The following is a 22500-nucleotide window of genomic DNA, read 5'->3' as shown; positions in this document are numbered from 1 at the left end:
GGACCGGCTGGCGGGCGCAGGCGCTGTCTTATTCGCTATCCAGCCGTGCTTGCGACAGCGCTTGTTCGAACAATGCATGGCCTTTGGCCCAGCCGCCACCCCAGATCCGATCCATGGTCTCGGCCAGCGCCTCCAGGCGCAGTTCGTCGAGGTCGCCGCGCGCATGTTCGCCCTGGTACAGGCGGTAGAGCGCGACCTGGCTCATGCCTTCATCCCTGAGGGCATGAGCCAGTTTCTCCAACGCAGCGGCAGTCGGTGCCGGCTGATCCAGCCGCAAAGCTGCTTGCAGGCGTCTGGCAGGAATCATTTCAGCGCTTGCTTGTGCGTTTGGCCGTCCAGTAGCTGAATTCTTCCTTGCCCACTTCATAGTCCAGCTCCTGCAGCCGGGCCTGCAGGTTCTCCTGCACATCGGCCACGGCACGGTTGTAGATGCTGGGGCCTATTTCCGCGAGAAAGAAATTCAGCAGGGCACCGGATTGCATATTGCCGATGGGCTCGTCCATGTTTTCGCGGAAATAGCGTTCTATGGAGGCAATGGCCTGCTGCTGTGCGTGTTTGGGGAGTTCTATGCTCATCGATCAAGCTTTCTTGTAAATCTTCTTTCGCCTCAAGCGTCTGATTTCGCTTCAGCTGACTGGCTACCCTGCCTCGCAACCGGCTTCATGACTTCGGCACAAGCTCAGGGCTTCAGGCAGATATTGCTGCACCACATGCACTTATTATGTGCATGCGCTCATGTTGATGCACACAGATGGCATGAATACGATGGCTGCTTCATCATTCCCAAGGAAAAGCCATGGCCCTCGCCATTCGAATCTACAGCTCAGGTGCGCCCGAAGTGATGCAGCTCGAAGAGCTGGATCTGCCGTCGCCAGGGCCGGGCGAGGTTCTGCTCGAGCAGACCGCCATCGGTGTCAATCCTCTGGATGTCAATCAACGCAAGGGCCTGGTCCCGATCGCATTGCCTTCGGGATTGGGTCTGGAGGGCGCGGGAACAGTGGCTGCCGTGGGCTCGGGAGTGTCGGGCCTGAAGTCAGGGGACCGTGTCGGCTATGCCACCGGACCCCTGGGCGCGTATGCCAGTGCGCGCTTGTTTCCCGCTGATCGCCTGATCAGGCTTCCGGACGCACTTGGGGACGAAGCTGCCGCATCGGTCCTGTTCAAGGGCATCACGGCCCAGTACCTGCTCAAGACCACCGGCCAGGTGAAGCAGGGCAGCCGCGTGCTGATCTATGGCGCTGCGGGGGCTCTGGGGCAGTTGATGTGCGCGTGGGCAAAGCATCTGGGCGCCCAGGTTCTGGGCGTCGTCTCCAGGCCCGCCAGCGTTGAACGCGCCAAGGCGGCAGGCTGCGACCATGTGTTTGTCTTCGAGGCGCAGTCACTGCCATCCCAGGTGATGCAGGCCACGCAGGGCCGAAAGGTGGATGTGGTCTACGACTCCATCGGAAAAGACACCTTCTACGCCTCGCTGGACTGCCTGCGACCCAGAGGGCTGATGGTGTCGTTTGGTGCCACATCGGGCCTGCCGCCTGCCGTCGAGGTGGGCGTGCTCAATGCCAAGGGTTCGCTGTTTCTGACCCGTCCGTCTCTGGCCGCGCATACGGCAACGATAGAGGAGTATCAGAGCCGTGCGCAGGACGTGCTGGATGCCATCGCAGCCGGCATACTCACGCCTCGCATATGGAAAAGCTACGCGCTCAAGGACGCAGCCCTGGCGCACGCAGACCTGGAGCAAGGACGCTCGCAAGGCTCGATCATCCTCACCCCCTGAATCGCTATAGACACCATGGAGATATTCGACAGCCAGCACACGGATGAGCTCGCCACGCTGGTCGCACTGGCGGACCAGGGATCGTTTGCCGCTGCGGGACGATTGCTGGCGCGTCACCCTTCGGTGCTCTCCAAGCGCATGCAGGCGCTCGAGCGAAGACTGGGTGTGCGTCTGGTGGAGCGAACCACGCGCCAGCTGCACTTCACCAACGAAGGCTGGCGACTGGTCGAAAAGCTGCGCCAGGCTGCCCATCTGATTCGGGATGCAGAGCAGGAAGCGGCGCAGGGAGCGCAGGAAATACGGGGGCGCCTGCGCTTGTCCATGCCCGCGACGATGGGGCGGCGGTGGATCAGCCCCATGCTGGCGGATTTTTCCCTGGCCTACCCGGAAGTGGCGCTCGAAGTGGAGTACAGCGAGCGCATCGTGGACATTGTGGGAGAGCGTTTTGACGCCGCCATACGTATCGGCAATCTGGCGGACAGCCGGCTGGTTGCCACGCGGCTATGCGATCAGTACCGCCTTCTGTGTGCATCCTCCAGCTATCTTGAGCGCCATGAAGCGCCAGACAGGCCTGCAGATCTCGTCCGTCACAACTGCCTGGGCTACACCGGCTTGCTGGACTTTCCGCAATGGCGGCTGGTTCAGTCGGCAGGAAAGAAGGTCGCAAGGGTTGCCGAATCGGTGCGCGTCAGCGGCTCCATTCTCAGCAACGACAACGAAGCTTTGCTTCATGCGGCAATCAAGGGCGTGGGCATCATCGCCGGCAGTGACTGGCACCTCATGCCTTCCATCCATGCTGGAGAGCTGGTCCGCATATTGCCGCAATGGACATTGGGGGAAGCCGGCGGCATCTACCTGCTACGACCTTCGGGGCAGTACAACACGGGCGCCATGAAGGCGTTCAAGCAATGGGTGACGGAGGCTTTCGCGGCGGCTGCCTGGCAGCGGCCCTCAGACCGCTGAAGAGTCCTGCCTGCCCTGCCGCTTAAGGGCGATGAGTACGGGCCGCTCAAGGCCTGGAGCGCGGTTGCCGCGCGAGGATCAGGTGCCGCTCTTGCTTCCCAGCCAGGCAGCGCTATTGAGAAAAAAGCGTACCAGCTCGCTCTGACGACGGGCGCCGGTCTTGGAGAAGATGGAGCGCAGGTGAGCTCTTGCGGTGTTGAGGCGAATGCCCAGCGCTTTGGCTGCTTCCTCCAGCGTCAGGCCGTGGGTCAGCTGGATCACCAGCGCGGTCTCCGCCGACGTGAGCTGAAACAGCTGCTGGGCCAGGTGCGCCGACGGATCGGCCTTGTCATCGGTGTTGCGCATGAACACCGCGACGCAGGGACGGCTCTTGCCCTCTGCGTTTTCACCCGAGGAAATGCTCTGGACGACAAGCCCCCAATTGAGCTGACCCGAAGGACGGGCAATCGAGATGCCTTCGGTCATGACGGACGCCGACGCCAGGGAGGACAGCAAGGCATCCTTGACCAGTCGCTGGAGCTTTCGGTTGTCGCTGGCATATTCAGCCTCCAGCATGCCGCCGGAGATCCTGAGTCCATCCTGAGCATCGAGAATGCCTTTGGCCGCAGGATTGCTTTCCAGCACTTGGCCATTCTGGTCCAGGATGACGACACCTACCATCAAGCGAGCCGTGACAGTGCTGTACAGCGACATGACCTGGCGGTCATGGTGCAGCGCCAGATGCATGTTCAGCGCACGGCGGATGTGCGGCATGATCATGCGCCCCAGATCCATATCCCGCTGGCTGAAGGCCGGTTCTGATTCGGGGCGCGTGATCCGCAGGCCGTAGACACTGCCATCGGTGGTCACGATATCGGCAGCCATCACATGGAAAATATTGTGCACACGGCACCAGTCCTTGTAATAGACGCTGCTGCGCCATTCGCTTTCGGACATCAGGTCGGGAATGGTCTTGAATTGCTCCTTGGGCATGCCAAGGAAAGGACTGTGCTCGCTGTAGACGTCGTGCGTAAGCAAGCCCTTGAGCCCTCCGGATGCGGTGACCACCAAACCGATATTGTCCCCCTCGGTCTGGCGGATGATCAGCACCGCAAAATTGCTGCGCATATGCGTGCGAATCACCTCCAGGCAGGGAACCCAGGCCTCCGGCAAAGAAGCCGCATCGTAGAGGTGGTTGATGAATTCGCTGAAGAGCTCCGCACTGATCAGCTCTGTTGTCTCTGGGTTCTGAATTCCGGATGTCGAGCCATCCTTGAGAGCAAAAGTCATTGAGGCCTGTGCGTAATCGATGGGTTTCAGTTTGCCGTAGGTGGTGCTCATTGCGTTGACCTCTTGCTGTCTTGCATTATCAGTGCCCCTCATCGGCCTGCTTCGTGCAATGCCGTCGTATGGACGACACAAAGCCATCTGGCAGCTCTTGAACGGGGCGGTGTGTAGTACATGTTCCAGTAAACCGAGCATCGAATGTGCAGTGAACCTGTCCAGCAACCAGTTCAATGTGCCCCTTTGTGATGCGGTCCATGGCGAAGAGGCACACACTCTTGCAAGCTGGAGTTGAAGCGTATTGCTGCGTGTGGGCTGGCGGCCTGCAAAAGGGGAGCGATGCTCCCCTTTTGTGATCTCTGGTGCACGCATGCGATGAGTGGCGTGCCCCCGTGTGCCAGGCGCTACGGGCGATTGTGGCCTGAACTCACGACAAGACAGGCCTATTGCACGGCTTCGTCCTGCTCGGCCAGGAAGCCGCCGCTTTGGTGCGCCCAGAGCTTGGCGTAAATGCCGCCACGCTGCAGCAGTTGCTGGTGCGTGCCTTCTTCCACGATATGGCCTTCGTTCATGACGATTAGGCGATCCATGGCTGCAATGGTGGACAGCCGGTGGGCAATGGCGATCACGGTCTTGCCGTCCATCAGCGAGTCCAGGCTTTCCTGGATGGCAGCTTCCACCTCGCTGTCCAGCGCGCTGGTGGCTTCGTCGAGCAGCAAAATCGGAGCGTCCTTGAGCATCACGCGTGCAATTGCCACGCGCTGGCGCTGGCCGCCCGAGAGCTTGATGCCGCGCTCGCCGACCTGGGCGTCATAGCCGCTGCGGCCTTTGAGGTCGGTCAGCGTGGCGATGAACTCAGAAGCCTCTGCCTTGTCGGCAGCGGCGTGCATGTCGGCTTCGCTGGCGTCGGGGCGACCATAGAGGATGTTGTCGCGCATGGAGCGGTGCAGCAGCGAGGTGTCCTGCGTCACCATGCCGATGGAGCTGCGCAGGCTGTCCTGCGTCACGCTGCGAATGTCCTGGCCGTCGATGGTGATGCGCCCGCTTTGCGGCTCGTGAAAGCGCAGCAGCAGATTGACCAGCGTGGACTTGCCCGCGCCCGAGCGTCCGATCAGGCCGATGCGCTCGCCGGGGCGGATGTGCAGGTTCAGATGGTCCAGCACCTTTTTGCCGCCCGCCTTGTAGCCAAAGCTCACATCCTCGAAGGCAATCGCTCCTCGCGTGACCTGCAGCGGTTTGGCGTCGGGTTCATCGACGATGGTGCGCGGTTTGGTCAGCGTGGTGATGCCGTCCTGGATGGTGCCCACGTTCTCGAACAGGCCCGTCATCTGCCACATCACCCAGTGCGAGTAGCCCATCAGCCGCAGCGCCATGGCAATCACGGCCGCCACCACGCCAGCAGATGCCTGGCCTTGCGTCCACAGATAGAGCGCCGTGCCGCCGCTGCCCAGCAGCAGCAGGGCAATCATCAGGTGGTTGGTGATCTCGAACAGGCTGACCAGACGCATCTGCGCATAGCCCGTGACCTTGAACGCCTCCATGGCATTGCGCGCATATTCGGCCTCGCGGCGTGTGTGTGCAAACAGCTTGACGGTGGCGATATTGGTATAGGCATCGGTGACGCGGCCCGTCATCATGGAGCGTGCGTCGGCCTGCTCCTTGCCGATCTGGCCCAGGCGCGGCACAAAATAGAAGCAGGCGCCGGCATAGGCGACGAACCACAGCGCAAACGGAATCATCAGCCGCCACTCGAAGCTGGCCGCCAGAATCAGAATGCCGATCATGTAGACGCCAACGCCCACAAACACGTCCACCACCATGAACACCACTTCCCGCACCGACAGCGCGGTCTGCATGATCTTGGTGGTGATGCGGCCGGCAAATTCGTCCGCATAAAAGGACATGCTCTGGCCCAGCATCAGCTTGTGGAACACCCAGCGCAGCCGCATGGGAAAGTTGATGGCCAGCACCTGGTGCATGACGGTGGTGTGCAGGGCCAGCAGCACCACGCTGCCGAGCAAGATGGCGGCGATGCCCAGCACCATGGTTTGCTGCTCGGCCCAGAAGCTGGCGGGCGAGACTGTTCCCAGCCAATCCACCACGCGGCCCATGATGGCGAACAGCACTGCTTCATAAGCGGCCAGCAGTGCCGAGGTGAGGGTCATCAGACCAATCCAGCCGCGCATGCCTTGCGTGCAGGCCCAGACAAAAGCAAAAAAACCCTTGGGCGGGACCTTGGGCTCCTGTGCGGGATAAGGTGGAACCTTTTTTTCAAAAAATCGGAACAAGATGGAAATTCTCCCGGTTCATGCTTGTGGCATATCTTGTCCCCATGGTAGGGGAGTGCCCTGGATTGGTGTCAAGCGGACTCGATGACCGCTTGTCCCATGGGCCATTGGTGCGGGCCTGTTGAGCGCATGGCGCGCTCGGGCTATAGCGGGTTATAGCGGCTTATAGAGGGCTATTGCGGCGGCCTGCGCGGCGAAAAAAAACGCCGCATCGTGTGCGGCGTGGCAGGAAAGCGCGCTGCGCGATCAGGCGTTGGGCAGGAAGCCTTCCACCGACAGGTAGCGCTCACCTGTGTCGTAGGCAAAACCCAGCACCCTGGCGCTGGGTGGAAGCTCAGGCAGCTTCTGGGCAATGGCGGCCAGTGTGGCGCCCGAGGAGATGCCGACCAGCAGGCCTTCCTCGCGAGCGGCGCGGCGCGCGTATTCGCGTGCGGGCTCGGCCTCCACCTGAATCACGCCGTCGAGCAGGCTGACGTCAAGATTCTTGGGCACAAAGCCGGCGCCAATACCCTGGATCGGGTGGGGTGCGGGCTGACCGCCGGAGATCACGGGCGAGGCCGCGGGCTCGACCGCATAGACCTTGAGATTGGGGAACTTGGCCTTGAGCACCCTGGCCACGCCGGAGAGGTGACCGCCCGTGCCCACGCCGGTGATGAAGGCGTCGATGCCGTCGGGGAAGTCGCGCAGGATTTCCTGGGCCGTGGTGGTTTCATGCACGGCCACGTTGGCGGGGTTCTCGAACTGCTGGGGAATCCAGGAGCCGGGCGTCTGGGCGGCCAGCTCCTGGGCGCGGGCGATGGCGCCCTTCATGCCTTTTTCCTTGGGCGTCAGATCGAACGATGCGCCATAGGCCAGCATCAGGCGGCGGCGCTCGATGCTCATGCTCTCGGGCATGACCAGGATCAGCTTGTAGCCCTTGACGGCCGCGACCAGGGCCAGGCCCACGCCGGTGTTGCCGCTGGTGGGCTCGATGATGACGCCGCCGGGCTTGAGCGCACCGGACTTCTCGGCGTCTTCCACCATGGACAGCGCGATACGGTCCTTGATGGAGCCGCCGGGGTTGCTGCGCTCGGACTTGATCCAGACGTTGGTATTGCTTCCGAACAGACGGTTGATGTGAATGACGGGCGTGTCGCCAATCGTTTGCAGAATGTTGTCAGCTCTCATCGGACCTCCGCGAATAAGGGGTGGTGGGACAGTGGATCGCAGCGCAGGCGGTCTGCGCAGACAGAAAGCATTGTGCACGCAAGCGTTGTGCGAATGGGCTATATCGATATGACCCGAAAAGTGGGCAAGGCCCGGGCGGTGATTAACATCGGCCCATGAATCTACGGTTTCTGGAAACCTTTGTGCTGCTGGCCGAGCTGCGCAACTTCCGCATGACGGCCGAGCGGCTGTTCACCACACAGGCCGCCGTCTCCAGCCGCATCGCCACGCTGGAGCAGGAGTTCGGCGTGCGCCTGTTCGACCGCGGTGTGCGCGAGGTCACGCTCACGGCCGACGGAGCCAAGGCCCTGGTGCATGCCGAGCGCATGCTCAGGCTCATGCGCGAGATGCGCGAGGACATGCTGGACAAGCAGGCCTATGCGGGCGTGATCCGCATCGGCGCCATCGAATCCATCGTGCACAGCTGGTTCCCCGACTTTCTCGCGCTGCTGCAGCAGCGCTATCCGCGGCTGCAGGTGGAGATCGCCTGCGACACCACCATCCATATGTCGGAGCAGTTGCTCAAGGGGCAGCTCGATGTCTCGCTGCAGGCCAAGCCAGTCTCCGGCGCTGCCATCGCGAATCTGTCGCTGGGCGAGTTCGCCATGGCCTGGGTGGGCAGCCCCAAGCTGGGCATAGGCGACGAGACGCTGAGCCTGGCCGAGCTGGCGGCTTTTCCCATCATGAGTTTTGCGCGTGGCTCCGAGCCGTATGCGGTGATCGAGCAACTGTTCAGCGCCGAAGGCAACGCCTCGCCGCACATGAACTGCATTGCCTCTGTGGCGACCATGATCCGCGTGGTCTGCGACGGCCTGGGCGTGGCGGCCGTGCCGCCGGCCATCATCCAGCGCGAGCTGGCCGAGCAGCGCCTGCGCCTGCTGCGCGTGGATCGCGAGTTTCCCTCGCTGCCGCTGGTGGCCTGCTGGCGCAACGATCACCAGAACCCGCTGGCCGAAACCGTGGTGCGCGCCGCCGAAGAGGTGGCCACGGCCTTTGCGCTGAACCACGGCCAGGCGGTGGCGCGGCTGCCCGGCACCCGTCTGGCGGGGGACGCATAAGGCGCAGGAGCAGGCTCCAATGGTGCGGGCGCCAATGCCTGCCGTGCATTGGGGTGTGCCTCAATACTGAACAAAAAAGGAGCTGCTAGCGCCTGATACATATCGATTTCAGAGTGTTTTGTTTCTGAAATCGAGTGCAGTCAAGCGCTAGCAGCTCCTGTTTTTTTGGCTCTGCAATCAGGCCCGGGCCAGCAAGTCTTCCACGGCCAGCGCCACCGACAGCAGGCGCTGGTCCTGACCGGCCGTGCCGGCCAGACTCAGGCCCACGGGTGCTTCGCCCGCGCGGTGGCAGGGCAGGGACAGCGCGCAGCCATCGAGGAAGTTGATCAGCGTGGGATTGCGCAGCATCAGCCCGTTGGCCGCGAAATAGGCTTCATCGCTGGCTTCAAGCTCGGCAATCTTGGGCGCGATCACGGGTACCGTGGGCATGAGCATCAGGTCGTGATCGGCCATCTGCGCCTGGACCCGGGCAATCCACTGCTGGCGGCGCGCCAGCAGCTCGATATAGTCGGCCGCGCTGATGTCCTTGCCGCGCAGAATGCGCGTGCCCACGCGCGGATCGTATTCGGCCAGGCGGCCGGCGCCGTCGATATGGCTGCGATGCCAGGCCCAGGCCTCGGCGGCGGTGAAGCCGCCCTTGGCATTGATCTGCGCAAGCTCGGAAAAGGGCGGCACCACGGCCTCGGTGATCTGCACGCCGGCCGCGTACAGCAGCGACAGCGCACGCTGCCAGGCAGCGGCCACGGTGCTGTCCATGCCGTCCATCACCACATTCGTGGGCACCAACAGGCGCAGGCCCTGCAGCGAGGCCGCGCGCAGCTCGCCATGCGGCTCGCCCGACAGCACCGCGTCCAGCGCGGCGCAGCAGCGCACGCTGGGCGCCAGCGGGCCTATGGAGTCGAGGTTGGCCGACAGCGGCAGCACGCCCTGCATGGAAACGCGCCGCGCCGTGGGCTTGAAGCCGGTCAGGCCGCACAGCGCCGAGGGAATGCGCACCGAGCCGCCGGTGTCCGAGCCGATGGCGGCCAGCGCCATGCCGTCGGTCACCGAGATGGCCGCGCCCGAGGACGAGCCGCCGGGAATGCGGCCGCCGTCGATATCACGCAGCCAGGGGTTGCGCGGCGTGCCGTAGTGCGGATTCAGCCCCAGGCCCGAGTAGGCGAACTCGGTCATATTGGTGGTGCCCACGATGACCGCGCCCGCGCGGCGCAGGCGCTGCACGACTTCGGCCGTCTGCGTGGCGGGTGCGGCATCGGCCAGCAGTCTGGAGCCGCCCAGCGTGGGGTGGCCGGCGATGTCGAACAGATCCTTGACCGAGATGGGCAGGCCTTCCAGGGGCGAGCGCGCCAGGCCGGCCGCGCGCAGCGCATCGCTGGCGCGGGCTTCGGCCAGGGCCTGTTCGCGCAGCACGCGGGTGAACACGCGCGGGCCTTCGCCTTGCGCGGCGCGGTCCAGCGCCTGCTCGGTCAGTTGCACGGCGCTGGTCTGGCCTTGGGCCAGGCGCTCGCAGGCCTGGTCCAGGCGGGGAGAGACTGAAGTCATGGGCAGCTCCGGGGTTCAGGCGACGATGTCCAGCAGCTCGCTGCGGTAGCGGTGGCGGATGCTGCGCTGGCTGCGCGGGTCGTACAGCTCCATGGCGAACTGCGTGGCCGGGCGTATGCCGCCGATGGCGGCCATGGTGCCGCAGGTCATGCCGTTGCCTTCGGGTAGCAGGCTCTGGCCGCCGGTGTAGCCCGCGATCAGGTCCTGGGGCGTGCGCAGGCTGGCCAGCGTGCCTTCCTGGTACAGCACTTCGCGGCCGTCCTCCACGATCCACGAGCGCAGGATCAGCTCGTCCCAGTGGCCGGCCACATCGGCAAAACGCCAGGCCTGGGTGGCCACGGGCTTGATGCAGGCCTGCTTGGAGAAGGCCACGCTATAGGCTTCGAGCTTGCGGTCGGTGTGGTCCGAGGCCAGGCTCACGAACATCTCGCCGTCATGGGTGAAGACGAAGACCTCGGCTTCGCCCGAGGAGTCCGGGCCAAGCACCTGCAGCGTGCTGCTCTGGCTCAGCTGGTTGCTGGCGATGCGGTAGTACAGCGGCACGGCGCTGGGGCGCGGAATGCCGAGCGCGGCCAGCTCCTCGATATGGTGCTCGATGGCCGCATGGTCGCGTCCGGCCCAGCCGGCGACGATCAGGGTGTCGAAGATGGGGGCCAGGGTCTGGCCTTCGGGGGTGGTGAATTGCAGTTGCATGGCGGAAATCTCAAAAAAGGGGGAGGCGGGGCCGTGGGCCCCGCAAAGCGGCGCTGCGCAGGCAGCGTCAGGCGGTCACTGCTTCTTGACGAAGAGCACGACCAGGAAGGCGGCGAGGAACTCCAGCGCGGCCACGAAGTACAGCCCCGAGGACAGCGAGCCGGTGCTGGTCTTGAGCGCGCCGATCATGTAGGGCGCCACAAAGCCGGCTAGGTTGCCGATGGAGTTGATGAGGGCGATGCCGCCTGCGGCCGCCGTGCCGGCCAGAAAGGCCGAGGGAATGGACCAGAACACAGGGAAGGCGGCGAGGATGCCGACGGAGGCCAGCGTCAGCGCGCACAGGGCCAGCACGGCGTCGTGCAGGAACATGCCTGTCAGGATCAGGCCTGTGGCGGCGATTAGCGCGGGGATGGCGCTGTGCATGCGGCGCTCGCCGGTCTTGTCCGAATGCATGCCGTTCCAGACCATGGCCAGCGTGCCGGCGAGAAAGGGAATGGCCGAGATCAGGCCGATCTGCAGATTGTTATGGATGCCGATCTCCTTGATGATGGACGGCGACCAGAAGGCGATCGTGGCGTTGCCGCTGACGATGCAAAAGTACACGGCGGCGCACAGCCAGACGCGGTAGTTGCGGCAGGCGTCGGCGAAGGAATGCTGCTTGTGGCCTTGCTGGCTCTCCTGGGCCACGGCGGCGGTGACGGCGCGCTGCTCGGCGGCGCTCAGCCACTTGGCGTTCTCGGGCTTCTCGGGCAGCCAGGCCAGCACGAAGAAGCCGGCGATCACCGAGGGAATGCCTTCAAGGATGAACAGCCATTGCCAGTTGGCCAGATGGCCCACGTCCTGCATGCCGTTCATGATGGCGCCCGCGATCGGGCCGCCCACGGCGCCGGCGATGGCGAACGAGGTCATGAACAAGCCGTTGATGCGTGCGCGGTGACGGGCCGGGAACCAGTAGGTCAGATACAGCACCACGCCGGGGAAGAAGCCCGCCTCGACCACGCCCAGGATGAAGCGCAGCACATAGAACATGGTGGGCGTGGTCACATAGGCCATGGCCATTGAGGCCGCGCCCCAGAGGATGGTGATGCGCGCCAGCGTCTTGCGTGCGCCGATCTTCTCCAGCAGCAGGTTGCTGGGCACTTCGAACAGGAAGTAGCCGATGAAGAAGATGCCGGCGCCCAGGCCGTAGACGGCCTCGCTGAACTGCAGGTCCTGCAGCATCTGCAGCTTGGCGAAGCCGACGTTGACGCGGTCTATCCAGGCCAGGACAAAGAGAAAGACCAGAAAGGGGATCAGGCGCCAGGTGATCTTGCGGTAGGTGGCGTCCATGTCGAGGTGCGCGTGCGCACCGGCATGGTCGGCAAGAGGGGTGGTGGCGGAAGCCGGGCTGCTCATGGGGAGTCTCCTGTATGCGAAAGTGCAGCGGGCACATGGGGCGCTTTTGCTGGCGCTCCTGTGTGATTTGGAACATGGGGATGCGGCGCGGGCCGGTGTTCCTGTGGCGGCAGTATCGAAAGGCAGCGAGGGGCTGTCCAACAAGAAATTCTGAGCGGCCCTGAATGCAAATTCTTATGAGCAGAGGTGGTGCGGGCTTTGCACCGGCATGAGGCAGGCGTGCACCGATAAAGCGCGGGAAAACCCTAGGGGCTGGGCGCGGCCGATGGCAGCGCTGGGCAGGCCGCGGGCGCGAGTCTGCAGGGCTTGTGCTTGATTCAGGTCAAGCCCAGGGGCGATGGTGTTTCCCCTGGGGCCTGCAATCGGGAACAATGGAACGAAGTCTGTTTCAGGGAGGACTGCTCTTGCTCACGTTCAACACAATTTTGATGCTGCTGGGGGCCTGCTGCGTAGGCCTGTTGGTCGGTTTTTCCTGGCGCGAGCAGCGCTGGGGCCCCTGGGTCATGCTGGTGTTCGTGGTCAGCCTGCTGTCGCTGATGAGCTACGCGATTCTCAATCTGCTGCTTTAGCACTGCAGGCCAAGGCAGGCCGCGAGCGCAGCGGGGCCTTCCACAACTCGGCCAGCAGCAGACCGGCAATCGTCATGATGCCGCCCACGGCATGGTAGGCCGCCAGGGGCTCGTTCAGGGCGAAAGCCGCGATCAGGGCGGTGAAGACCGGGATCAGATTGAAGAACATGCTCGATCGCCCGGGTCCCAGCGTCTGCACCGCCTTCATCCACAGCAGCGGCGCAGCGATGGAGGCCATGATGCCCGCGTAGCCCACCAGCGGCAGGTTGCTGGCGTCAAGCCCGGTCTTGGGCGAGAAGAGATAGAGCGGCAATTGCACGATAACGGCAACCAGCACCTGCAGATACAGCAGCTGCACCGTGGCCAGGCGCGGCATGGGCCAGCGCTTGAGCAGGATGTTGTAGACCGCATAGGCCAGCATGGCCAGGAACATCATGGCGTCGCCCAGGTTCAGTCCCTCGGAGGCCAGATGGCTGAGCCGGCCCGAGGAAACCACCAGCGCGACTCCCACAATTGCCAGCAACGAACCCCAGATGCCGCCATGCGTGAGCGGCTGGCCCAGCATGAACACGGCCAGGGCCAGCACCAGCATGGGCGTGAGCGAGCCGATGATGCCCATGTGTGTGGCCGTGGTGAAGTGGGCAGCGTAATAGGCCAGGCTTTGGTAGATGACCATGCCCAGCACGCCCAGCACGACGATCCGTGGCAGCAGGGGCTTGATGTCGGCGCGCTGGCGCCAGATCGAGGGCAGAACGAAGGGCGTGAAAAGCACGGCGGCCACCAGCCAGCGAAAGAACCCGATCTCGGCCGCGCTGATGCTGTCTGCGGCCAGCTTGCTGACCACGGTGTTGACCGACCAGATCAGCACCGCGCCCAGTGGTAGTAGGTATGCACCCATATGAAACTCCTTGAGGTGCTTATGATGCGCTTGACGTATTTGAAGCGCATTGCTGATTTCAGACATTTCATAACTCAAGCCGGACGAACCCATGCCCGCCTCTGCCCCGACTCCCGGTCCGGCCGCCAAGCGCCATGCCGTACAGATACTGGACACCGACAAAGTGCCTGGCAGCTATTACTTCCGCTATGACGAGTTCGGCGAACACAGCGAGGCTCCGCCGCACAGCCATCGCTGGGGGCACCTGAACTATGCGGCCCACGGCAGTCTGAGCATGGACGTGCCCACGGGTCATATCCTGTGCCCGCCGCAGCACGGGGTGTGGATTCCGCCGGGCGTGGTGCACAGCTGCTATCTGCAGCATGCTGTGCAGTACCGCTCCGTCTATCTGGCCCCTGATCTGTGTGCGGATCTGCCGCAGACGGCGGGCTGCATGCGCCTGGGGCCCATCGTCAAGGCCGTGCTGGCGGACTTCGGTGCCCGAGGCGTGCAGATCCCGGTGACTGACGCAGACCTGCGTCTGGCCCGGGTGGTGCATGACCAGTTGCGTGCCACGCCGCTGGAGCTGAGCTTTCTGCCCGTGGCCCGGCATCCGGCGCTGGTGCAGGTGCTGGACGCCATGCAGTCGAGCCCCGATGACCATCGCAGCCTGGCCGAATGGGCCGAGACCGTGCACATGACGGAGCGCACACTGGCACGTCACTGTCAGCGCGAGCTGGGCATGAGTCTGGGCGAGTGGCGCCAGCGCATGCGTTATCTGCAGGCGATCGATGCGCTGGAGGCCGGCCACACCGTGCAGCAGATCGCCTACGACCTGGGTTACAGCACGCCCTCGGCCTTTATTGCCATGTTCCAGCGCGAGTCCGGCCTGCCGCCCGAGCAGTTCAGACGCGAGTTCTGTGCAAGTTCTTTCTGAACGCGGGATAATGCGCGCCGTGAAGTGCGCCAGACCGCCGCTGGTACTAGCCGAAAGGCCAACGCTTGCGTTGGGTCGAAAGACCGTACTGGAGGAACGTCCGGACTGCATAGGGCGGCGTAGCAGCTAACAGCTGTCCACCGTGAGGTGAGGATCAGAGCAACAGAGACGAGTCTGGCAGGAGTGCCGCAAGGCAGACCAACCAGGGTGAAACGGGCAATCTCTACGCGCAGCAATACCAAGTAGGCACACGTTGACGGGGCCCCCGGAGTGTGCGGGTAGGTAGCACCGAGCCATCAGGCGACTGATGGCCAAGATTAATGGCGGTCACATGGCGGGCAACCGCTGTGCACAGAATCCGGCTTATCGGCGCACTTCACACTTTCTTCCATGCCCCGCCACTGGCGGGGCATTTTCGTTGGCGGGTCAGAACTGGTATCGCGCGGTCAGCAGAACCTTGCGCGGCATGCCGAAATAGTTGCCACCATTGTTTGTGCCCAGGGTCTCGAAATAGCGACGATCGAACAGGTTGCTGATGTTCACCTGCAGGTCCAACTGCTGGTTCACGCGCCAGCCGACCACCAGGTCGGCCACAGCATAGGCCGGTTGTCGGATGACATAGCCCTCGGCGCTGGTCAGCGACTCGGACGTGGTGCGGCTCTGGTAGCGCAGGCCGCCGCCCACGCGCCATGCACCCAGCTCGCCGCCCAGGTGGTACATGGCGGAAAGCTTGAGCTGGTGGCGCGGCGTGTAGCTGGCATAGGGCGCACCCTTGACGCCTTCGGTGCTGTCGCTGGCGATCTGGGCCTGGGTGAAGGTGTAGCCAAAGCCGGCATTCAGGCGTGGCAGGACCTCGCCGCTGATGTCCACATCCAGCCCCTTGCTCCTGACCTTGCCCACCGAGCGGTAGCAATTGGTCTTCACCGTGCAGGAGTTGATGTCCGTAATGGCCTGGGGCAGGTTGTCCTGCGTGGTGTTGAACACGGCAACGGCTAGGTTCACGCGGTCGTCCAGATAGCTGCCCTTGAGGCCCAGCTCGAAATTGCGGCCTTCCACCGGCGCCAGCATGCTGCCCGAGACATCGAGAAAATCCTGTGGCCGGAAGATGCTGGTGTAGCTGGCATAGGCCGAGTAGGTCTTGTTGATGTCGTAGGTCAGCGCCGCATAGGGTGTGGCATGGGCTTTCTCGCTGAATTCGCGTTCACGGCTCCAGCTGCCCTGGCGCTGGGCGTTGGTGAAGTCATACCAATCCAGGCGTGCACCGGCGATCAGGTTCAGCGGCTCGGCCAGCAGGAAGCGGCCCGTGGCGTAGGCCGAGGTCAGCGTGGTCTTCTGGCGGCGCGTCCACAGGTCTTCGGCCATTAGGCCGGAGCGGTCCAGCGAGTCCGGGTTCCAGGTGTAGGGATCGACGCCATTGGCGATCAACCACTCGCCGGTGGGCGACAGGTAGCTGTAGCCCTGGTCGCTCCAGCGGATGGTGCGGCGGCTGACACCGAAGGCTAGGTCGTGCTCGCGGCCGAACAGGCGCACGGGGCCCTGGGCCGAGGCATCCAGGCTGAGTTGGCGCTTGTCGTAGTCGTAGAGGCCTCCAGCCACGTCGTAGCGCGTACGGCCCAGTTCGTCGAGGCCGCCCGAGACCAGGTAGGCGCCGTCCAGCGCGGACTTGGCCTGCAGGGCGCGCGCGGCCAGCCTGGCCTTCCAGCCGCTGTCGAAGCGGTGCTCCAGGTCGGCGAACAGGCTGACCTCCTTCTTGTCCCATTTGCTCCAGGAGGGCGAGAAACGCCTGGATCGCGCAATGTCGAGGAAAGAGCCATCGAAGCCCATCGGCACGCCCATCCATTGCGAGCCGGGGTTGTCTTCGTTGACATAGGAGCCGCCCACGCTCAGCGTGGTGTCGCGCCCCAGGTCGAATTCGGCGGTGCCGTACAGCAGCTGGCGGCGGCTGCCGTAGCCATCGATGAAGTGGTCGCGCGACTGCAGCGAGGCCACGACGCGCCCGCGCGCCGAGCCGTCCTCGTTGAAGGAGCCCCCCACATCGATCTCGCCCACGGCCTGGTTCCAGCTGCCGGCGCGCAGCGTGGCCGAGCGCTGGGTGGTGCGCGGCGCGCGCTTGCGCACGAAGTTGATCGTGCCCGAAGGATCGCCCACGCCCGTCATCAGCCCCGTGGGGCCGCGCACCACTTCCACATGGTCGTACATGGCCATGGTGTCGTAGGTGGAGGTATCGGTTTCATACGAGACGGGCACGCCGTCCTGCAGGAAGGAGCCGATCACGAAGCCGCGCGAGAAATAGCGCGCCCGGTCGTCGCTCCAGCGGTTGATGGTGATGCCGGTGGCGCTGTTGGCCACGTCGTCGATGGATAGCATGCCCTGGTCATCCATCTTCTGGCGCGTGACCACGGTCAGGGACTGCGGCGTCTCGCGGATAGACAGCGGCAGCTTGGTGGAGGTGCTCATCAGCCCCGTGGTGTAGGAGCCCGAGCCTTCGGTGGTCGTGGTCTCGCCCACGGCGGAGACCGTGACTTCGGGCAGGGATCCGGTGCCGGCAGGCGTTTCCACCACCAGCGTGCCCTGGCTCACATGGCCTTCCAGCCCGCTGCCGCGCAGCAGCCGGGCTACGGCTGCTGTCGTGCTCAGGCGCCCTTCCACGGCGGGCGCGCGTCGGCCCTGCACCAGTTCGGGCGCGGCCAATAGTTGCAGGCCAGCCTGGCGGGCCAGCTGGGCCAGCGCCTGGTCCAGCGGCTGAGCGGGAATGTGGAAGTCGGTGCTGGCGGCCGTGGCCGGTGCTGCCTGAGCCTGAGCGCCAGGAGGCAGCTGCAGGGCCAGCAGTGCGATGGCAGCCGCGATCGCATGGTGGCGGGCAAGGCGGGAAGGTTGGGATGGGGATGAAGACATGGAAGGTCCCGTGACGGATCTGGGCAATGGTGATTCCCGGGTTGCGGATGATTCGCGTTCCGGGGTCTTCATGCCTTTACGAACGGGCGCCGACATTCCCTCATTCCTGATGCGCACATGGCGAGCTTTCGGCGCATCAGCTGCGGCGGCGGATGACCAGGGTGCGCCCGGTTCCCGGGCCCTGTTCCCCTTCCTCTTCCTGCACACTGACCGGCAGGGTGTGCGGCAGCATGCGCAGCCAGCTCTGGGCCGCTGCAATGCGCACGCGCCCCAGCACGGGCAGAGCGGCGGCATCGGGCTCCACGCGCAGCGGTTGCGGGCTGTAGCGTTCCAGACGCCGGGCCACGTCGGCCAGCGGCGTGTTCTGGAAGTCCAGCCAGCCTGCCTGCCAGACCGCCACCGTGGCAGTGGTCTGTACGGCGGCTGTCTGTCCTGCCACCAGGCGCAGCATCTGGCCTGCGCCCAGTTCATAGTGGGCGCCGCTGCCGTCGCGCACCTGCACGCGGCCTGCATCGACGGCGACCAGCACGGCATCGCCCTCCAGCGCGACCTCGAAGCGCGTGCCCAGCACGGTGACCTGTACGTCTGCGGCCTGGACCACGAAGGGCCTTTCCGTGTCGCGCGCCACGACGAAGAAGGCGCTGCCGGCCAGCAGCCGCACCTGTCGGCGCTTGGCGTAGAAGTCCACCTCGGCGCGGCTGGCTGCGTCCAGCGTCAAGCTGCTGCCGTCGGGCAGGGGCTGGCTCAGCATGCGGCCGGTGGCTGTGCTCAGACGGATCTGGTATTGCGGCATCCACTGGAGCCAGGCCCGCCAGATCGCCGCACTGCCCGCACCCAGGCCTGCCAGGCCCAGCAGGCTGGACAGGGCACGGCGGCGGCCCGTGCGTGTTGCGGAGGATGCTACGGCATCTCCGCGCCAGCGGCGCAGCTCGGCTTCCACGCTGTCCATGGCGCGCATGACGTCGCGCTCCACCGTCTTGACCGATACGCCGTGGCGCGCCGCCAGCTCGGCATGCGAGGCGCCCTCGATGCGGTCGGCCAAGAAGATGTCGCGGCAGCGCGTTGGCAGCTGCGCCAGGGCACCTTCGACCCCAGCCAGGGCCTGGCGGTAGGAATGGGTGTCGGCCACGTCGGGGCTGAGCGGGGAGGGCGGCTCGCCTTCGCGGACGCTGCTGTCAAAGCGCTCGGCCGTGCGCTGGCCATGGCGCAGGTGGTCGATGGCGATGTTCTCCATCACCGCGTAGAGATAGGGACGGCTGGCGCTTGGTGAGTGGTCCGGCGCGGTGGGCGCATCGCTTTCACCGCGCTGGCGTTCGGCCAGGCGTATCCAGGCGTCATGGACCAGGTCACGCGCGGCCTGAGGGCCGGTGCGGCGTGCAACGAAGCGCACCAGCTCGTGATAGCAGTCCTGGAAGGTACTCAGCAGGGAGGAGGAAGAGACGGGCGCGGGCATGCGGGAGGCCGGAAGGCAGCACAGGAATCCCGCATTCTATGAAATGATTCTCATTTGCCAATCGCGTGACCCGCGATGCCGCTGGAGGGCAGGTGTCTAGAACCTTTCCCAGGGCATCAGATAGCGCCACTGACCCTCGGGCACCTTGGCCAGCGAGACGCGGCCAAGGCGCAGCCGGCGCATGCTGAGCACCGTCAGGCCGATGGCGGCGCACATCTTCTCGATCTCTTCGGGCGCAATGCCCTTGAGAGCGAAGCGCAGATGGTTGTCGCTTTGCCAGCTCACATGGCAGGGTGGCATGCGGCGATGGCCATTGCCGCCGGGAATGGGCAGACCTTCGTACAGGATCTCCAGGCCATCTTCAATGATCTGGCCCTCTACGCCGACGATGATTTCCTGCTCCAGCCAGATGCCTTCCTCGGCCAGCTTGCGTGCCACGCGCTTGTCCTGGGTGTAGACGATGAGGCCGCTGGCAGGCAGGGGAATCGTCAGAAACGACTCCAGATTCCTGAAGTGATGATCCAGCACCAGCTGGGGCATGGGTGTGTCCAGCTTGGCCTTGGTGTCTTCGCTCAGCAGCGAATGCGCGCTGCGCACGCGGCCATAGGCCGGGCCCTGGGTCATGCCCGCAGGCTTGTTCATCAGGATGGTGACGGGCGGAATGGCTTCAGGCTTGGCATCCTTGGTCAGGATCACCACCTGGTCGGGGCGCACACGGGTTTCGGGCACTTGCACCACTTTGCCGTCCACCTGGACATTGCCCGCGACGATATGGAGCTCGGCCTCGCGGCGCGAGCATTGTTCTTGCTCCGCCAGGCGTTTGGCCAGGCGGATGCTTTCTTGTTCAGGCAGGGATTCAGACATGGCGAGAGCTTAATGCTCCGGCCATGTCCTAGTTGTCCACAGGTCTAGCGCGGCGGTCGCGGCGCGCTATCGGCCCAGGCACAGCTTCTGAATGCGTTCCACATGCGCCAGCAGCGATTGCTGGGCCACGGGCCACAGCGCTTGCGGCGTGTCGGAATAGGCAATCGCCACCCAGTCCTGAATGCTGCCGTCCGGCTTGGCGCGCATGGCCTGATGCACCTTGGCCTCGCGCGCCAGGCGGTGGGCCTTGAGGCGGGTGATCTGGTGCTGAGCAAAGCCCAGCACGTAGCCGTGGGCGGGCAGGATGTAGCGAATGTCGTACTCCAGACACATGGCATGCAGCCGGTCCAGCGAATCGAGGTAATCGATCATATTGCCGTCCGGCGGGCTGATGACGGTGGTGCTGCCATTGAGGATGTGATCGCCGCTGAATAGCAGCGCGTCCTCCTCCAGCACAAAGCACAGGTGGTTGGCCGCGTGGCCGGGCGTGAAGATGGCTTGCAGCGTATGCGTGATTTCGCCTTCTTCCCCTTTTCCGCTAAGCGTGATGCGCTCTCCGTCCTGTAGCGTCACCTCGGGTCTGAAGCGACTGTTGGCACGTGCCGTGGGTGCTGAAGGCAGGCCCATGATGGGCGGCCTGGCGTGGCCCGAGAGCAGGACCATGGCCTGCAGCGGCGCGGCACCCGGCGAGTGATCGGGGTGGGAATGGGTGCAGACGATGAAACGGATATCGCCGCCAGCTGCATCGTGCAGGCGCTGCAGATGATCGGCATCGTCCGGGCCGGGGTCGATGGCGATATAGCCGGTATGCGCATCGCCGACCAGATAGCTGTTGGTTCCGGGGCCGGTCATCATGCCGGGGTTGGGGGCCGTCAGGCGCAGCAGGTTCTTGCGCAGCGGCACAGCTTTTTCAGGCTGCCAGTCCAGATGGTGAATGCCGTGGCCGTCGGGCAGCACCATTTCCAGCTCGCCATAGGCCATATCGGTTTCGGTATGGCGTGTGTCTTTGCCTTTGAGGTGGCCGCCACGGGGGCAGGCCTGCCACAGCGGCTTCTCGTTTAGCAGGGTGTGGATCACGGCCTGGGTATCGGGCAGGTGAGCGATGCGCTGCAATGTACGCTGGGTGGGAAAGAGGATGAACAGCTTTTTCTCTTCAAAGCGCGCAATCGCATCCTGCGGAGAAATCCAGGTTGGCTCGAACTGCTCGGTTTCGTCGGCCACCGCCGTCTGGCCCTCGGGCATGCGGGCCACAAAGAACGGAACGTTGAAGCGCTTGGGCAGGTCCAGTGGTGCGGTCCAGTGGGCCAGATACCAGAGCTGGTCCACGGCCAGCGTCCAGCCGCGCGCGCGGCATTGCTCATACAGCGATGCCTTGCGGTCCAGTTGCTGAACTTGGGCAGGTGGAACGGGTTGGCCAGCCTGGTCATAGGCCAGCAGGATGCCCAGCTCCTCAAAAGTCTCGCGAATGCCTGCCAGAGCCTGGGTGATGCGTTCATCTCCCGCCTCGGCGATCATGCTGGGGCGCACGCGCGCCAGCGCGTGACTGGCTGGGGCTGCATCTTCATCTTCCTGGCCGCCACCGGGGAAAACATAGGCATTGGCAAAGATGCCTTGATCGGCGCGCCTTGTCATCAGCACTTCAAAACCATTGCCGTCGGCGCAGTCGCGCAGCAACAAAAGCGTGGAAGCGTCTCGCGCGGGAACTGGCGCGCGCTGGGGCTGAAGCAACTGGCTGGGACGGGGCTGGCTGGGTGATGTCATGAGGTCACATTATGCGAAGTCGCCGCGTTCGTGAATGTCACACCTGGACTAGTTGTGCACTCCTGCTGTGCGAATCGGGGAAAGCACTGAGAGCAAACGTCCGGGGATGTCTTGCATTTAGTTATTTGAAATAACAATAATGTTGCAAAAGGAATGGTTATGACTCATAAAGAAATTGCAGTTGAGTTCCGTGGCGAAGCCGAACAGGTCGCCGTCATTCGCCTGATGCGTGCCGCCAAGCGCAACGCCTTGTCCGACGGGCTGGTTCTGGGTCTGCGCGATGTATTCATGAATCTGCCTGCCAGCGTGCGCGCTGCAGTGGTGGATGGCGATGGACCGCATTTCTGCGCCGGCCTGGATCTGAGCGAGCTCAGCGAACGCGATGCGGCCCAGGGCGTTCTGCATTCGCGCATGTGGCATGAGGCGCTGCGCCAGGTGCAGTTCGGCGCGGTGCCCGTTGTCGCCGCCCTGCATGGTGCCGTGGTGGGGGGCGGTCTGGAGCTGGCCAGCGCCTGCCATATCCGTGTGGCCGACAGCAGTACCTTCTATGCCTTGCCCGAAGGTTCGCGCGGCATTTTCGTGGGCGGCGGCGGCTCGGTGCGCATCCCGCGCCTGATCGGAGCCGCGCGCATGGCCGACATGATGTTCACAGGCCGTGTGTACAAGGCCGAAGAGGGTGAGCGCATTGGTCTGTCGCAATATCTGGTGCCCGAAGGACATGCATTGGACAAGGCCGTGGAGCTGGCGCTGCGCATTGCCGAAAACGCCCCCATGACCAATTACGCGCTGATGCACGCGTTGCCCCGGATTGCCGATCAGCCCGCCGATCAGGGGCTGATGACAGAAGCTCTGATGGCCGCCGTGGCGCAGAGTGCGCCGGAAGCCAAGTTCCGTTTGCAGGAATTCCTGTCCGGGCGGGCGGCCAAGGTCAGCAAGGACTGAAAGCAACCTCAATAAAACAACGC

19 protein-coding genes and 1 other RNA gene are annotated in these 22500 nt (G+C 64.2%); 7 read left to right on the top strand and 13 right to left on the bottom strand.

Annotated features, from left to right (window positions below; genetic code table 11):
* Positions 1 to 28: 28 nt before the first annotated feature.
* Together P353_RS19325 and P353_RS19320 are read right to left on the bottom strand one after the other, a co-directional pair.
* Complete coding sequence (locus tag P353_RS19325) at positions 29 to 307, bottom strand: hypothetical protein (RefSeq protein WP_034373222.1); 279 nt, start codon at positions 305 to 307, stop codon at positions 29 to 31.
* 1 nt (position 308) lies between these two features.
* Positions 309 to 575, bottom strand: a complete 267-nt coding sequence (locus tag P353_RS19320) for a DUF2164 domain-containing protein (RefSeq protein WP_034373219.1) — start codon at positions 573 to 575, stop codon at positions 309 to 311.
* 221 nt (positions 576 to 796) lie between these two features.
* Here P353_RS19320 and P353_RS19315 point away from each other — a divergent pair, with 221 nt between their 5' ends.
* Positions 797 to 1771, top strand: coding sequence for a quinone oxidoreductase family protein (locus P353_RS19315; protein WP_034373216.1), 975 nt, complete (start codon positions 797 to 799; stop codon positions 1769 to 1771).
* Positions 1772 to 1786: 15 nt separating this feature from the next.
* Entirely contained in the window at positions 1787 to 2734 is a 948-nt protein-coding gene (locus tag P353_RS19310) for a LysR family transcriptional regulator (RefSeq protein WP_034373213.1), read from the top strand.
* A gap of 78 nt (positions 2735 to 2812) precedes the next feature.
* Here P353_RS19310 and P353_RS19305 read toward each other — a convergent pair whose 3' ends face one another.
* The 3 genes from P353_RS19305 to cysK form a co-directional block, all read right to left on the bottom strand.
* Positions 2813 to 4054: a helix-turn-helix transcriptional regulator gene (locus P353_RS19305; RefSeq protein WP_034373210.1), complete on the bottom strand. Its 1242-nt coding sequence runs from the start codon at positions 4052 to 4054 to the stop codon at positions 2813 to 2815.
* Positions 4055 to 4440: 386 nt separating this feature from the next.
* Positions 4441 to 6285 (bottom strand): ABC transporter ATP-binding protein, encoded by a 1845-nt coding sequence (locus tag P353_RS19300; protein ID WP_034373207.1) that lies wholly within the window; start codon positions 6283 to 6285, stop codon positions 4441 to 4443.
* Between the two features lie 246 nt (positions 6286 to 6531).
* On the bottom strand, positions 6532 to 7452 hold the full coding sequence (gene cysK, locus P353_RS19295) for a cysteine synthase A (RefSeq protein ID WP_034373204.1): 921 nt from the start codon (positions 7450 to 7452) through the stop codon (positions 6532 to 6534).
* A gap of 155 nt (positions 7453 to 7607) precedes the next feature.
* Here cysK and P353_RS19290 point away from each other — a divergent pair, with 155 nt between their 5' ends.
* Positions 7608 to 8549, top strand: coding sequence for a LysR family transcriptional regulator (locus P353_RS19290; RefSeq protein ID WP_034373201.1), 942 nt, complete (start codon positions 7608 to 7610; stop codon positions 8547 to 8549).
* A gap of 177 nt (positions 8550 to 8726) precedes the next feature.
* On the opposite strand, the gene P353_RS19285 is transcribed toward P353_RS19290, so the two are convergent.
* From P353_RS19285 to P353_RS19275, 3 genes are all read right to left on the bottom strand, one after another.
* Positions 8727 to 10091: an amidase gene (locus tag P353_RS19285; protein ID WP_034373199.1), complete on the bottom strand. Its 1365-nt coding sequence runs from the start codon at positions 10089 to 10091 to the stop codon at positions 8727 to 8729.
* 15 nt (positions 10092 to 10106) lie between these two features.
* A complete protein-coding gene (locus tag P353_RS19280; protein WP_034373197.1) occupies positions 10107 to 10784 on the bottom strand; it encodes a DUF2848 domain-containing protein in 678 nt (225 codons plus the stop codon).
* A gap of 75 nt (positions 10785 to 10859) precedes the next feature.
* A complete protein-coding gene (locus P353_RS19275; RefSeq protein WP_034373194.1) occupies positions 10860 to 12179 on the bottom strand; it encodes an MFS transporter in 1320 nt (439 codons plus the stop codon).
* 404 nt (positions 12180 to 12583) lie between these two features.
* Between P353_RS19275 and P353_RS19270 the strand changes: the two genes are divergently transcribed.
* Positions 12584 to 12748 carry a hypothetical protein gene (locus P353_RS19270; RefSeq protein WP_230847704.1) on the top strand — a complete coding sequence of 55 codons (165 nt, stop codon included), beginning with the start codon at positions 12584 to 12586 and terminating at the stop codon, positions 12746 to 12748.
* On the opposite strand, the gene P353_RS19265 is transcribed toward P353_RS19270, so the two are convergent.
* On the bottom strand, positions 12732 to 13646 hold the full coding sequence (locus tag P353_RS19265) for a DMT family transporter (RefSeq protein WP_034374096.1): 915 nt from the start codon (positions 13644 to 13646) through the stop codon (positions 12732 to 12734). The two genes, P353_RS19270 and P353_RS19265, sit on opposite strands and share 17 nt — an antisense overlap.
* Positions 13647 to 13737: 91 nt before the next feature.
* On the opposite strand from P353_RS19265, the gene P353_RS19260 reads away from it, so the two are divergent.
* Positions 13738 to 14562, top strand: a complete 825-nt coding sequence (locus P353_RS19260; RefSeq protein WP_034373188.1) for an AraC family transcriptional regulator — start codon at positions 13738 to 13740, stop codon at positions 14560 to 14562.
* A gap of 21 nt (positions 14563 to 14583) precedes the next feature.
* Positions 14584 to 14944: RNase P RNA component class A (rnpB, locus tag P353_RS27665), an RNA gene on the top strand.
* Between the two features lie 44 nt (positions 14945 to 14988).
* Here the strand turns inward: rnpB and P353_RS19255 are convergent.
* The 4 genes from P353_RS19255 to P353_RS19240 form a co-directional block, all read right to left on the bottom strand.
* Positions 14989 to 17457 carry a TonB-dependent siderophore receptor gene (locus tag P353_RS19255; protein ID WP_034373186.1) on the bottom strand — a complete coding sequence of 823 codons (2469 nt, stop codon included), beginning with the start codon at positions 17455 to 17457 and terminating at the stop codon, positions 14989 to 14991.
* 136 nt (positions 17458 to 17593) lie between these two features.
* Entirely contained in the window at positions 17594 to 18910 is a 1317-nt protein-coding gene (locus tag P353_RS19250) for a sigma-70 family RNA polymerase sigma factor (protein WP_034373182.1), read from the bottom strand.
* 96 nt (positions 18911 to 19006) lie between these two features.
* Positions 19007 to 19774, bottom strand: a complete 768-nt coding sequence (locus P353_RS19245; RefSeq protein WP_034373178.1) for a pseudouridine synthase — start codon at positions 19772 to 19774, stop codon at positions 19007 to 19009.
* Positions 19775 to 19840: 66 nt separating this feature from the next.
* Complete coding sequence (locus P353_RS19240) at positions 19841 to 21535, bottom strand: MBL fold metallo-hydrolase (protein ID WP_034373175.1); 1695 nt, start codon at positions 21533 to 21535, stop codon at positions 19841 to 19843.
* A 159-nt stretch (positions 21536 to 21694) separates the two neighbouring features.
* On the opposite strand from P353_RS19240, the gene P353_RS19235 reads away from it, so the two are divergent.
* Positions 21695 to 22477 carry a crotonase/enoyl-CoA hydratase family protein gene (locus P353_RS19235; protein WP_003069038.1) on the top strand — a complete coding sequence of 261 codons (783 nt, stop codon included), beginning with the start codon at positions 21695 to 21697 and terminating at the stop codon, positions 22475 to 22477.
* Positions 22478 to 22500 lie beyond the last annotated feature (23 nt).

This window comes from Comamonas testosteroni, from assembly GCF_000761245.1.
Taxonomy (GTDB): domain Bacteria; phylum Pseudomonadota; class Gammaproteobacteria; order Burkholderiales; family Burkholderiaceae_C; genus Comamonas; species Comamonas testosteroni_C.
The sequence above is the reverse complement of the archived record's forward strand: the minus strand, read 5'-3'. Positions and strand labels throughout refer to the sequence as shown.